Consider the following 13,346-nt stretch of genomic DNA (forward strand, 5'->3'; position numbering starts at 1 on the left):
ACTTTTTGCTTAAATTATAATCTTCTCAAAGGCCTTTCTCATTCCATCTGCCAAAAGGACCTCTCCACAGTAAGAATATCCTTTGCTTTCAAGGATTTTCAACATGGCTATATTGTCGTGGTTCGTATCTACCTTAACACTCTGAATTCCATGGGATCTGGTAAAATCCTCAATATGATCAAAAAGTTTTTTAGTCATTCCCTGACCTGCAAATTTTTCATCAATGGCTACTCTGTGAACAACAACGAATTCGCCATTGCTTAGCCATGCTCCTTCAATTTTGCTATAGGCAGGCTCATCATTCAGAATCAGGGCTGCATATACTGCAATTTCTCCCTCTACTGTAAGCACATACCCGAATCCTTTGGCAATATCGCTTTCCACTGTTCCAAGGTTAGGATATCCGTTCTGCCATTGTGTACTTCCATCATGTCTTCTTCTTTCAATGGACTGCTGGATGATTTCCCAAATAATATCTCTGTCTTCAATTTCCGCTTTTCTTAGTTTAGTTTCTGGATTCATGTAATATATTTTTTGACTAAAAACTGAAAGATTAAAGAATGGGAGTCATTAATTCTTTAATCTTTTAATGGTTGATTATTAACTAAAAAACCGAAAACTAATTAAGAAATTAATTTTCGGTTTGAAGTAGTAAAATTTAAAATTATGAAATTGTTTTTTATTAATTTTCACTTTGTTGAAGATAGGCATCTATAATTTCAAATGCTTTCTTCTCATCTTCCAAATCCACCATTACCTTTAGCGATGTAGCTGTGGGAGTTGTGGTAAATGTAAGATAGTTGTTTTCAACGGTGTTTGTAATTTGTGCGTCATCCAATTTAGACTTAACCAACTGAATTTCTGAAGGGTTATCACTTTCATAAACTGATACTCTCGTACTTCTTTCCATATTCTAATTGTTTGAGTATCTAAATGTACAATGTTTTTTTGAAAATTACAAATCTTTGGTTTTAAATTTTATTAATATTGTTTTCAATTTTGTCTAATGCCAATTGGATTTCTTCCTTGGTAACATTCAGATGTGGTCTGAAACGTAGAGACTGGTCCCCACATGGAAGAATGATCAATCCGTCATTGAATAATTCGTTCATCATCTTATTTCTCTCTTCTCCGGATGGAAGATCCACAGCACACATTAGTCCTCTTCCTCTTGCATTTGAAATTTTCTCAGGATATTTCTCTGCTAGGGTTTTTAGGCTTTCTAATAGGAAATCTCCCACTACTCTTGCATTTTCAACAAGATTTTCTTTTTCAATCACTTCCATTACCAATTGGAAACGAAGCATATCGATAAAGTTACCTCCAAATGTAGAATTGATTCTTGAGCTTTCTCTGAAAACGTTGTTCGGAACCTGGTCAAATTTTTCTTTGTTAGCTAACACTCCGCAAACCTGAGCTTTTTTCCCGAAAGAAATAATGTCCGGTTTTGCTGTAAAGTGTTGGAATGCCCACATTTTTCCCGTAATAGCAATACCTGTCTGAACTTCATCAAAGATTAATAGAATTTCGTGGTTATCACAAATTTGTCTCAATCCTACCAAGAATTCATCTCTGAAGTGATTGTCTCCTCCTTCTGCCTGAATAGGCTCAATGATGATACAAGCTACTTTATCAGGATTCATCAGGATAGCTTCTTCAATCTGAACCAATGCCAGTTTTTCGTTCTTGATGGTTTCTTCAAGGTTTTCTTCTGTAATTGGGAATGTTAATTTTGGATTTAAGATTCTCGGCCAGTTGAACAGTGGAAAATATTGGTATTTTCTTGGGTCTGAAGTATTTGTTAAGCTTAAAGTATAACCGCTTCTTCCGTGGAATGCTTGTCTGAAATGAATACAGATACCGGCTTCTGTCTGTAATCCTTTTTCAAAATTCTTACGGGTTTTCCAGTCGAAACATGCTTTCATAGCATTTTCAACACCTAAGGATCCTCCCTCGATAAAGAAAGCATATTGTAATTCTTCAGGAATAACTACTCTTTCGAATACTTCTAAAAAGTGAGCATACTCCTCTGAATAAACGTCTGCCAATGTTGGCTTGTTGACAGCCATTCTTCCCAACCATTCTGATCTTTCCAGAAGGTAAGGGTGGTTGTAGCCGATGGAAGCTGATGCAAACATAGAGAACATATCCAGGTATTCTCTATCTGTAAGTTTATCATAAAGCCATGATCCGTGTGATTTTTCAATATCCATCACGAAATCAAAACCGTCTGCAAGAACATGTTTTCCTACGGTTTCTTTTACTTTATTTGCTTGTATATCTAATGTGTGTTCCATAATAAATTGTTGTGTGATTTAATAAGTGAATGACTAAATAATCAGAAAAACTGAGCAAGTAATCATTCAGGTTATTAAGTTTTATAGTTTTTTGGTTGCTTCAAGTAAAGCTTTTATAAATCAAATTTAATCCCTTGTGCTAAAGGAAGATGTGCGGTGTAATTTATAGTATTGGTTTGTCTTCTCATATAGTATTTCCAAGCGTCTGATCCAGACTCTCTACCTCCTCCGGTTTCTTTTTCTCCACCGAAAGCACCACCGATTTCAGCACCAGAAGTACCAATATTTACGTTAGCAATACCACAGTCTGACCCTGCATGAGAAAGGAATAATTCTGCCTCTCTAAGGTTTTGAGTCATGATTGCAGAAGATAATCCTTGTGGAACATCATTCTGAATAGCAATAGCTTCCTCTAAAGTTTTGTATTTGATTAAATATAAGATGGGTGCAAAAGTTTCATGCTGAACAATTTGATAAGAGTTCTTTACTTCTGCAACACAAGGCTTCACATAGCAACCTGATTCGTATTCTTTTCCGGATAAAACCCCGCCTTCAACAGCGAATTTTCCACCTTCTTTTTTACATTTCTTGATTGATTCCTCATATTGGTTTACAGCGTCAACGTCGATCAATGGTCCTACGTGGTTTGCTTCATCCAATGGATTTCCTATTTTTAATTGTCCGTAGGCTTTTACCAATCTTGATTTTACTTCATCATAAACATCTTCGTGAATGATTAATCTTCTTGTAGATGTACATCTTTGCCCTGCAGTTCCTACAGCTCCGAAAACAGCTCCAATGATAGACATATTAAGGTCTGCTTCCTTAGTAATGATAATTGCGTTATTTCCACCTAACTCAAGGATAGATTTCCCGAATCTTTCTGCTACTTTAGAAGAAACCATTCTTCCTACTCTTGTAGAACCTGTGAAAGATACTAAGGCTACTCTTTTATCATCTACCAACTTTTGTCCTATTTCATGATCTGCTACCAATACACTTGAAATTCCTTCAGAAAGATTGTTTTCCTTTAAAACTTCATTCATGATATTCTGGCATGCAATAGCACAAAGTGGCGTTTTTTCTGATGGCTTCCAAATGGTAACGTTACCACAGATCCAAGCTAAAGCTGTGTTCCAAGACCATACTGCTACCGGGAAGTTGAAAGCTGTAATGATACCTACTACTCCAAGCGGATGATATTGTTCGTACATTCTGTGACCTGGTCTTTCAGAGTGCATTGTGTACCCCTGAAGCTGCCTGGAAAGTCCTACTGCGAAATCGCAGATGTCAATCATTTCCTGAACTTCTCCAAGCCCCTCCTGCAATGATTTACCCATTTCATAAGAAACAAGCTTACCAAGATCATCTTTGTATTCTCTTAATTTCAACCCAAGCTGTCTTACAATCTCTCCTCTTTTAGGAGCCGGGATCAGCCTGAATTCCTGAAATGCCTTTTGAGCCGTTTCAATTACTTTGTCATAATCACTTTCTCCGGAAGTTTTTACTTTAGCGATCAACTTTCCGTCTACAGGAGAAATGCTTTCTATCACCTTTCCTGAAGCGAAATATTTCCCGCCCACTGAAGTCCCTTTGTTCTCTTCTTTAATCCCAAGGTTTTTGAGTGTTTTTTCGATTCCGAAATCCTTTACTTTTTTTGACATAAAATCTTACTTTTCGTTCTCTCTAAAGATAAAAATATTATGCGAACCTCAAAACTTAAATTTTTATTACGCTTTTTATTTGGACTAATTATAAACATGCTTATCTTTGTACGGTAATACTTTTGACAATCACCGATGGAAAATTCACAAGAAAATAACTCAAAGTTTAAAAAGTGGTTCAAGCGTGTAGGATGGGCAGGCTTTGCTTTCTTTACCATTAAAGGCTTGATTTGGCTCGTAATATTCTACTTTGGAGCAGATACGCTTCAGAGTTGTATGAAATAAAAAAGCAGAGAAAATTTCTCTGCTTTATTTTTTTTGTAAAAGATTAACTGAATTGTCATTTTTTTATTGAAACACTAAAAAAACAGTCCTTTTTTGTATTTTCTACAATTAAAAAAAGGAAATAAATACCGGTTTTTTAATAAGATAATTCCCTTAAAAGACCATTTATAATCTTAAACTCACTTTTTAAACTATTCATTCTTCTTCCTCCCTGCATTGACCAGGCTCTGATGCAACAGGTATTCTATCTGTCCATTTACACTTCTGAATTCGTCATTTGCCCACTTTTCAAGAAGCTTATAAGTAGACTCATCGATCCTTATCACAAAGGATTTTTTACCTTTATTTTCCGAAGTGTTTTGAGCTTTTTCTGATTTCATTGTTCTTGTTTTTTAATGCAAGATTTATCTTCAGGCTTACCCATTCGTAAGCGTGAAGTTTTATTTATTATTTTAGTTATACAGGGTTCCTGCATTCAGGATTGGGGTTGCCGCTTTTTCGCCACATAAAACCACCATTAGGTTGCTTACCATTGCTGCTTTTCTTTCGTCATCCAATTCAACGATATTTTCTTCGGAAAGCTTTTTCAAGGCAAGGTCTACCATTCCCACAGCACCTTCTACAATCTTAGTTCTTGCTGCTACAATTGCTGTTGCCTGCTGTCTTTGAAGCATTGCTCCTGCTATTTCTGATGCATAGGCCAAGTGAGAAATTCTTGCTTCCTGAATAACAATTCCTGCCTTTGAAAGACGGTCTGTAAGTTCCTGTTCTAAAATAGAATTGATTTTATCCCCGCCTTCTCTTAAAGTGATCGGCGCATGATCGTCTTCCAGGTTATCATAAGGAAAGCTCATCGCCAAATGACGTACTGCCGCTTCACTCTGCATTTTCACAAAGTCGGAATAACGTTCTACATCAAAAGCCGCTTTATAGGTATCACCTACCTTCCACACCATTACTACGGCAATTTCAATAGGGTTACCCATTTTATCATTGACTTTCAAAGTTTGTCCCTGTAAGTTTTCGGAACGTAATGACATTTTTTGAGATGAATACAAAGGATTGATAAAGAACAGTCCGTTATCTTTTACCGTTCCCACATATTTTCCGAAGAAGTTTAGTACTCTCGAGTGGTTAGGCTGAATAATCATCAACCCTTTTAGAAAAAAGCAGGAAATAAGAAAGCAAAGCATTGCTAAAATAACGAAAGTAATACTCTGGTCTACCCCACTTACAAAAAAGTAAATAGCCGCTACAAACAAAACGAGACAAATCACTAATGTTAAATAGCCAGACATGGGTTTTAAGATTTTTTCCATATGCATGTAATTTTTAATTTGATATTATTTTGATATCATAAAGATATGAGTATTTTTTGAATTTTGAATTAAAAATGATAATTTTTTGATGCGTTGAAGATTTCAGTTCAAGGCAAAAAAAATCCCGGAAAATAAATTCCAGGATTTTAAATGATATGTTTAACGTTTTATTTCTGCGTTAATTTTTTAAACTTGAAATAAGAAACAGCTGATAAAATAATCATTGTTGCAATTCCGATGTATACCCAAGCCGGAACCGGAACCGGATCACCCGCAGCATAAGAGTGAAGTCCGCTCAGATAATAGTTTACTCCAAAGTAAGTCATTACCATTGAGCAGAATGCAAACATCGTTGCTACGTGGAATGCCCATCTGCTTCTTAACCCAGGTACCAATCTCATGTGCAATACAAAAGCATAGACCATGATAGAGATGAAAGCCCAAGTTTCTTTTGGATCCCAGCTCCAGTATCTTCCCCAAGACTCGTTGGCCCAGATACCTCCAAGGAAGTTTCCTACTGTTAATGCAAAAAGACCAATTGTTAATGACATTTCAGAAACAACCACCAATTCTTTTAATGTCGTATCATGGTGAATTTTATAGGTTTCTTTCTTTGAAATAATATAGAATATCAAGGATAGCACTGCAATAATCATGGACAGGGCAAAGAAACCATAACTGGAGGTAATAATGGCTACGTGAACAATTAGCCAGTAAGATTTCAATACCGGAACAAGTGGTGTAATCTGTGGATCAAGTGCAGAACCTCCGTGCGCAAATCCCATCATGATAACTGCTACCATGAATCCGGACGCCGGAATCAATGCATTTGAATTTCTATAAAGTGCAAGGCCTGCTGTAATACCCACCCAAGAGATGAATATAATAGCTTCATATCCGTTACTCCAAGGTGCATGTCCTGAAATATACCATCTTGCTACAAGCCCAAGGAAGTGGCACAGGTATCCTATTAAACCTACTGCAATAGTAACCTTAATGGCTTTATTTAATTGTTTATGCGGCTTGAATAATTCAACAAATCCAAGAACTAAAAGAAGACCTCCAATGATTGTATAGAAAATCAATAATTTGAAGTTAATGTCTGCTTTATTCATGAAAACCTCAAGATCAACTTTAGATTTTGCAGGAACAACTGCTTTCCCCCATTTCTGCTGGTATTCTGAAAGCTTAGCTAATTCTGCATCCGCCTTATCCCAGTTACTAGTTTTCTGAGCACTAAGTGCTTCAGCAAAATAAGGTCCCATTACCTGCTGAGATTCCATATCCGGTTCGAATTTCTGGTCAAGCCACGAATGCCATGTGTGGTTGGCATCATTTTTTACCGGTACGATTCTCATAAACTGTCCACTGAAGAATTCATTAAAGATCTGTACTCTTTCGTTTACAGCAATAATTTCTTTATCATAATTAGTCTGCTCAGCCGGTTTTTTACGGAAAGCTGTATTGTAGTCATGTTCTAGCAGGTAAGTTAAATTACCGTTAGCATCTGCCGGAAAAAGATTCATTAATGACGTGTAGCCATCTTCATCAGCTTTTGTTTTATTCTTTAACTCATCCCCTCCTTTTGGTCCAATTTTAATCATTGGAACCATTGTCCAGCTTGGTGTATCTGTATTAATGGAAAGGAACCATTGGTTGGCAGTCAGAGATTTTCCGTCTGTTCCTTTAAAGCTATCATGCTTGTAAAGTTTTCTTAAAACCTCTAGAGCCTGTGTGTTCATAGGAACAATTCGTCCTTCGAAGTTTTGAACTAAAAGATATCCGAACTTATCAGCGTGTTCTTTGCTGATTTTGTTTCTTGCAATAATCTCATCGGGAGTAATTGTTCTCATTTTCCCCATTGGGGTAGCCAGTGAATTCTGCTTTGGAGCAGCACCATCAAGCGGTTGAACGTTCGGAGCCGGAGCGTGGCTATGCCCATCACCCTCTACATGCACATGCTCTCTGCTTCCGTCAGTAGTACCATGTGTTTCAATTTTCTGAGCATTTAACCCTAAGCTTAAAAGCACCAATAATACTGCGGCTGCTTTCTTCTTGCTAGCATCTACCAGCATTTTATTTAATTTCCAGAAGTGTGTTCCTTTCCAGAAGAAAATAACAAACATTCCAAGGAATAAAAGACCGTATCCAATATAAGAGATCAAAGTTCCCCAGAAATCATGGTTTACAGAAAGTACTGTTCCCATTCTGTCTGGATCAAAACTTGACTGGAAGAAACGGTATCCACTATGATTTAGAACGTGGTTCATATAAATTTTATAAGGAGTTTCTTTTCCTCCATCAATAATTTTAACGTGGCTCTCATAAGCACTTGGAGATGAACTTCCCGGATAAGTTTCCATAACGAAGTCATCTAATTTTAATGCGAAAGGAGTATTGTACACTTTAGGTCCAAACCCAACCATGATGTTTAATCCATCCATTGTTATTTGCTTGTAAGCATTTGGGTTTCCTTTTTCAACAGAAAGGTCAACAATCTGTTTTGTTTTTGGTCCTTGCAGCTCTATTTGAAGCATATCCGGAACGTTGGCATCCTTCTTTCTGTCTCCTTCAACAGCCAACAATCTTCCTTTTTTAAGACCTTCAGGAACTACAAGTTTTAATTCATTGATTGTATATAAACTTCTCAATGCTAAAGGTTGGAATTCATTCTTCACTGTACTTCCGGTAGCCTGAGTGGCCATCGTCATAAAGCTTGCATCTACAGGAGTTTTAATGAATAATTTACCTCCTTCATTTTTGAATTCTACAGCTCCTTCAATGGCTCTGTTGAACGTTACCAAAGTTCCGTTGATTGATTTTGTCTCTCCCGGTTTGATGTAGATGTTTTGTCTTCCTGTGCTTCCTGTAGAAACAAGGTGAAGATATTCAGCACCGTTTGGCTCAGCTACTAAGCTGTCTTTTTTTCTCTGAATATATTCTTTGGCAAAGATTTTCACTTCCTTTCCGTGGAAGTCATAAGTTGCATTCAGGTCTTTGTGTAATGGAGACATCAGGTAAGGAATATCCTTATAATTAAGGACATCTCCCTTTTCTTCGATCTGAATTTTAAGAAAGTTTTTATCCGTTACGATTTCGTTGGATGTTTCCCCTTCTCTAATGTGCATGGTACCCTCGAAACTAATGTATCTTGTGATAGCACCCCCTATAAAAATGAATATAAAGGCAAGGTGAAAAACCAAAACCGGCCACTTCTCCCTTTTCCAAAGTCTATATCTTCCGATATTTCCAATGAAGTTCAGAATAAGCAGAACCATAATCAGTTCAAACCATTTTGCCTCATAAATTAATGCTTTTGCTGTAGGAGTTCCGTAGTCGTTTTCTAAGAACGTTGCATAGGCCATCGCAAATGCGTACACCAGTAACAATACAGCCATTGTCCTGGTTGAGATAAGAATATCTTGGAGCTTCTTCATGATTTATATGTACTTGACATGCAAAAATAAGGATGATAAACTACAAAGTGCTGAAAAAAAGCTGTTTTTTGTCATTTTGAAGCCCGTTTGGCTTATTTTGAATCGTTCTTAATAATATTGGAGTTATTAGGAAAAATTCAATCTTTAATACCGAAAAAATATAAATTCAAAATACCTATTCTCGTGATCGAAGCCTTCTATATCTTAAAATCCAAAAATCTTTTAAAACACTCACAAACAGTAAGTTAAATACCAAACCAATGAAGTCATTCTAATTAAAATGAAAGCATCATTTTCCCAAAGAAGTCTTTTTTCGGATTTTGCTTAAAAATTCATGGGTAATTCCAAGGTATGAAGCTACTTGCTGCTGGGTGAGTTTTTGTTCAAGACCTGGATATTTTTCCAAGAATTCAAGGTATCGTTTATCTGCCGTTTTACCTGTTAATGATAAAATTCGTCTCTGTAATGCGACTGATGACTGCTGATTCATAATCCTGAAAAGCTTTTCCACCTTTGGCAATGTTTCATACAAACATTCTTTATCTTTTTTTGAAATCATCAATACATCGCTGTTTTGAAGAGCCTCAATATTTAATATGCTCGGAACATTATTAATCAGGCTGTCTATATCCGTAATCCACCATCCTTCCACTGCAAAATACAAAGTTTGTTCAAATCCGGCTTCATTAAGGTAATAAACTTTAAAGCAGCCTCTCAAAACAAAGCCCTCGAAGAGGCAATAGTCCCCCTCCTTCAGAACAACGTCTTTCTTTTGAAAGCTTTTATATTGAAAACGCGATGTAAATTCGCCAAACTCTTTCTCAGAAAGATCAATGTATCTGTTGATGTTTTTATAAAGCTGATCAAACATGGGGTTATTTAACAGAATAAAGATACCAATATTTATGATTGATACCTTTATTGCTTATTAATATTTTCTTACCGTAAACTATTTTCCGTTTATAAAATCATGTGTACTGACAATACTGGCATAAAGATTTCCAAGGGCAGATATTCCTGCTAAAAATGACTTTTGTACATCGGTTGCTTTTACAACTGTTCCATTCAACGCTCGGTCTCTTGTTGCAGTAGCATCTCCGATAATTGTATTCTGGAAACCAAAATCAAAGGAAGCTCTGGTGGTTGCCTCTACACATACATCCGTCATCATTCCTGTAATGACAAGATTTTTAATATTTGCAGACTGAAGATATTCCAACAGATCGGTTTCACGAAAACTATTGGGAAAATGTTTTACAATCACTTTTTCAGTATTCCTTGGAGAAACCAAAGAGTGAATCTCTGTGCCCGTAGTTTCCGGTAAAAAGAAAGTAGCTCCTTCATTGGTTGAAATATGCTTAATGTGAATAACGGGAAGATTATTTTTTCTAAAGTATTCCAAAATTTCTTTGGTGTTTTTACCAGCCTGTTCTGCCCCATTCAATGTCATTTTCCCTCCCGGAAAATAATCGTTTTGTACATCGATAATTAATAATGCGGTGTTTTCCATTTTTCTTTTTTGTTGTGCGTTAATGTGTACCAGTGATAATAAAGTAAGACATACAGTCAAAATGCTTTTTAATAAATTTTTCATTGACTCAATTTTATGGGACAAAATTATTAAGGCTACCCCTCTTTACATTTGAACTAGTTCAAAAAACACAGCAACGGACAAAATAAAAACCGGAAGAAATATTCCGGTTGTATCATTAGTCTTTATTCATATATTATTTCCAATAGCTCCATTTTAATCCATCAAACACGGCCATGCTTTTGCTTATCGTATCATAGCAGATCATACCGGGATATGGATTTTTAACACTTGTATGAGGTGATGCAATTTTTGGAAGAATAAGCGCTTTGTCCGAAGACTCCAGCACCAGTACCCCGGGAGCGCTTGTGGTATCTGATCCCATGATCACTCTATTTTGTCCAGGAATTTCACTATTTGTATTGAAAATAGCTCCTGTCACAGAGCCTTCATCACTTAAAGGAACCCATTCAGATTCTACATTCATTTTTAATGTTTTATCATTTTTATCCATGAGAAGAGTTCCTGCTGAAGCATCGGATGGAAGCGTCTCTACAATAGGCAGCAGAATACCTTTTGTAGTATTGGTCGGAAAATCTAAAAGACCGTCTCCGTCAACCTGACTTTTTTCTATGGCAACCTGTGCAGAAATGGTGACTGCATAGAATGTTATTATTATTATTGTGAGTACTTTTTTCATTTTTAAAATTTTAATCATTACAGGATCTTACGATACAATTCCAGGTGGTTCCGTTATACAGCTTAAAGCATTTATCCGTTGTGTCATAGATCAACATTCCCTCAACAGGCAAGGCTATACTTGCAGAAGTGGTTCTCGTAATTACCATTCCTTTATTATTGGATTCAAGGGCCAAAAATCCGTTGGGAATATTTCCGGGCCAGCCGTTCTGCACCTGAGTATGCCCCGTGATTCCTACTGTTGTAATACCATCAGGAGTTCCCGTTGCAGGATCTTTGGTACAATAGCTTTGAAGATTAGTACCAAATGTAAAGTATTTATTAGCAGGAAATGTATAATTAAAAACAGCCTTGCCATTAACAAAGCTTGTAGCAGAAATCATTTGGACATTCTGTGTAAATCCGGCATCGTCAGCCACCATCATCAGAATCTTATCTGTAGGCAAAATCTCCGTATACCTTGAAAGATCAGCCTGTAGCCATACAGAACCAGTATCATTGGTTCTTTGAGCCAGCCATGTTCTTTGGATAATCTTTCCGGAAGTTGTCCCAAAATTAACCAAAGGAAGTGCCTGAACATTATTATCTCCTGTTATCAGAAAAGTTTTATCCTGAGAAAAAGACACCCTGCCGGAACCTGTATTAGGCAACACAAAGTTATTGGTTGTAGCCAGCGTAAGCATAGTATTATTTTCCTCATTAATACTGTTACTCACCATCTGGTTCAAAACCGACATATCATCTTTAGCAATCCCAAATATATTATTATTGAAAGCATTATTCAGGGTAGAATTCCATGTGACTGCCTGATCAGAATTGAGATAATTTTGTGGTTGTTGCAAGGTAACCCCATATTTGACAGCCAGATAAGAATTTACCCTTTGTCTTTCTTCGGGAGTTTGTGTTTCTGAATATAAAATAAATTCCCCTATTCTGTCTCCCGCCAATGAAGTAGACCCGGAACCACCATCGTTATCCATTAAAAGAACCATCCCTGGATAGTTTGCCGTAGATGAGACATTATTGGAAGGGCCTCCATAGATTTGGCCGTTATTATCAAAAAAATACTTTACATCACTTCCTGTTAAAGCATTATAATAAGACTGAATGCTGGGAACATTGCTTTCTACTGTATTGATAACATCTGTCCCAAAGAATACATCTCCGGATTCTTTTTCATTATAAAATTCAGGACGATTGGTTCTTGTTCCAAAAAACGGAGACTGCCATACTCCTGCAATACTTGTTGTGTTGGAGCTTTGAGCTGTACCGTTCATTACAAAAACAGTTCTGTAGGTGGCGGATGCAGTTCTGGAAAGATGAGTGTATGAAGTAAGTGCTTTTGTACTATTATCAGGAAATCCTGACGGAAATTTGTATCCTGATCTATAACCGTTTGTACTTACGATTTCTATGGCAGGATTAAAGTTAAAGCTAGGAATAGCCGTTGCTGAACGATAAACGGGTATTGAAGCTATTCCGGGGTCAGCATAATAACCCGGCATGCCCTGATTGGCAATACCATCTGCCCCACCTGTTTTTTGATTTTCCCAGAGGGAAACTTGTGTATTGTCTGTTGCTGCGCCTGTACCTGCATCTGCTTTCACCCATATCTGCAAATTATTGGAAACACCACCCGGAGATTGTGCCCACAGAGTACAATTACCCAACAAGAATACAAAGAATAACTGCTTTCTCATTGATGTATTTTTAAATGTTCTTGTCTGTTTTTAAAGTGGACGAATCCCATTAAGAATTGTCAACTTATTAGGAAAGAGGAATATGGAAATTGATTAAAAAGTAAAATTAACATACTACTTTTATTATCTAAATAATAAAACAGTACAATAAAAACTATATTCACTGAATATAGATATACAAATATATGACATATTTATTCAATCTGGGAGTAAGTATGTGATTGAAAACATTAATATTATACATGTCTAAAAGTAAATTCCCACCAAATCATCAATACAAAACAAATCTCTATTTTATAATATTAACTTTTATTTTTTAATTATTGTTTTTTTTTCATTTGCAGGCATTACAATTAACATTTTGTCCGTTTTTTGAAGGACCATTCAAAAGAAATAAGTATCAATTAATACAAT

At 36.3% G+C, this 13,346-nt stretch carries 12 protein-coding genes; 1 reads left to right on the plus strand and 11 read right to left on the minus strand.

The features are described 5' to 3' along the window. Nucleotides 1-9: 9 nt before the first annotated feature. The 4 genes from C7D53_RS07620 to amaB form a co-directional block, all read right to left on the minus strand. Nucleotides 10-522, minus strand: a complete 513-nt coding sequence (locus C7D53_RS07620; RefSeq protein ID WP_106915804.1) for a GNAT family N-acetyltransferase — start codon at nucleotides 520-522, stop codon at nucleotides 10-12. Nucleotides 523-682: 160 nt separating this feature from the next. Next, nucleotides 683-910: a DUF2007 domain-containing protein gene (locus tag C7D53_RS07625; protein WP_106915805.1), complete on the minus strand. Its 228-nt coding sequence runs from the start codon at nucleotides 908-910 to the stop codon at nucleotides 683-685. Nucleotides 911-971: 61 nt separating this feature from the next. Beyond that, nucleotides 972-2,297: an L-lysine 6-transaminase gene (gene lat / locus C7D53_RS07630; protein WP_106915806.1), complete on the minus strand. Its 1,326-nt coding sequence runs from the start codon at nucleotides 2,295-2,297 to the stop codon at nucleotides 972-974. Between the two features lie 113 nt (nucleotides 2,298-2,410). Continuing rightward, nucleotides 2,411-3,961, minus strand: coding sequence for an L-piperidine-6-carboxylate dehydrogenase (amaB, locus tag C7D53_RS07635; RefSeq protein WP_076355452.1), 1,551 nt, complete (start codon nucleotides 3,959-3,961; stop codon nucleotides 2,411-2,413). A gap of 135 nt (nucleotides 3,962-4,096) precedes the next feature. On the opposite strand from amaB, the gene C7D53_RS07640 reads away from it, so the two are divergent. Next, nucleotides 4,097-4,246 carry a histidine kinase gene (locus C7D53_RS07640; RefSeq protein WP_065394576.1) on the plus strand — a complete coding sequence of 50 codons (150 nt, stop codon included), beginning with the start codon at nucleotides 4,097-4,099 and terminating at the stop codon, nucleotides 4,244-4,246. Between the two features lie 191 nt (nucleotides 4,247-4,437). Here C7D53_RS07640 and C7D53_RS07645 read toward each other — a convergent pair whose 3' ends face one another. The 7 genes from C7D53_RS07645 to C7D53_RS07675 all read right to left on the minus strand — a co-directional run bounded on the left by C7D53_RS07645 (nucleotide 4,438) and on the right by C7D53_RS07675 (nucleotide 12,932). Then, nucleotides 4,438-4,626 carry an Arc family DNA binding domain-containing protein gene (locus tag C7D53_RS07645; protein WP_106915807.1) on the minus strand — a complete coding sequence of 63 codons (189 nt, stop codon included), beginning with the start codon at nucleotides 4,624-4,626 and terminating at the stop codon, nucleotides 4,438-4,440. 72 nt (nucleotides 4,627-4,698) lie between these two features. Next, complete coding sequence (locus C7D53_RS07650) at nucleotides 4,699-5,565, minus strand: SPFH domain-containing protein (protein WP_106916699.1); 867 nt, start codon at nucleotides 5,563-5,565, stop codon at nucleotides 4,699-4,701. A gap of 167 nt (nucleotides 5,566-5,732) precedes the next feature. Then, nucleotides 5,733-9,002 carry a cytochrome c biogenesis protein CcsA gene (gene ccsA / locus C7D53_RS07655; protein WP_106915808.1) on the minus strand — a complete coding sequence of 1,090 codons (3,270 nt, stop codon included), beginning with the start codon at nucleotides 9,000-9,002 and terminating at the stop codon, nucleotides 5,733-5,735. A 289-nt stretch (nucleotides 9,003-9,291) separates the two neighbouring features. Further along, nucleotides 9,292-9,873, minus strand: a complete 582-nt coding sequence (locus C7D53_RS07660) for a Crp/Fnr family transcriptional regulator (protein WP_106915809.1) — start codon at nucleotides 9,871-9,873, stop codon at nucleotides 9,292-9,294. A gap of 78 nt (nucleotides 9,874-9,951) precedes the next feature. Then, a complete protein-coding gene (locus C7D53_RS07665) occupies nucleotides 9,952-10,596 on the minus strand; it encodes a cysteine hydrolase family protein (protein WP_106915810.1) in 645 nt (214 codons plus the stop codon). Between the two features lie 133 nt (nucleotides 10,597-10,729). After that, nucleotides 10,730-11,233: a hypothetical protein gene (locus C7D53_RS07670; protein ID WP_106916700.1), complete on the minus strand. Its 504-nt coding sequence runs from the start codon at nucleotides 11,231-11,233 to the stop codon at nucleotides 10,730-10,732. A 10-nt stretch (nucleotides 11,234-11,243) separates the two neighbouring features. After that, nucleotides 11,244-12,932, minus strand: coding sequence for a hypothetical protein (locus C7D53_RS07675; RefSeq protein WP_106915811.1), 1,689 nt, complete (start codon nucleotides 12,930-12,932; stop codon nucleotides 11,244-11,246). Nucleotides 12,933-13,346: the final 414 nt, after the last annotated feature.

This window comes from Chryseobacterium aurantiacum (assembly GCF_003020585.1).
GTDB classification, from domain to species: Bacteria; Bacteroidota; Bacteroidia; order Flavobacteriales; family Weeksellaceae; genus Chryseobacterium; species Chryseobacterium aurantiacum.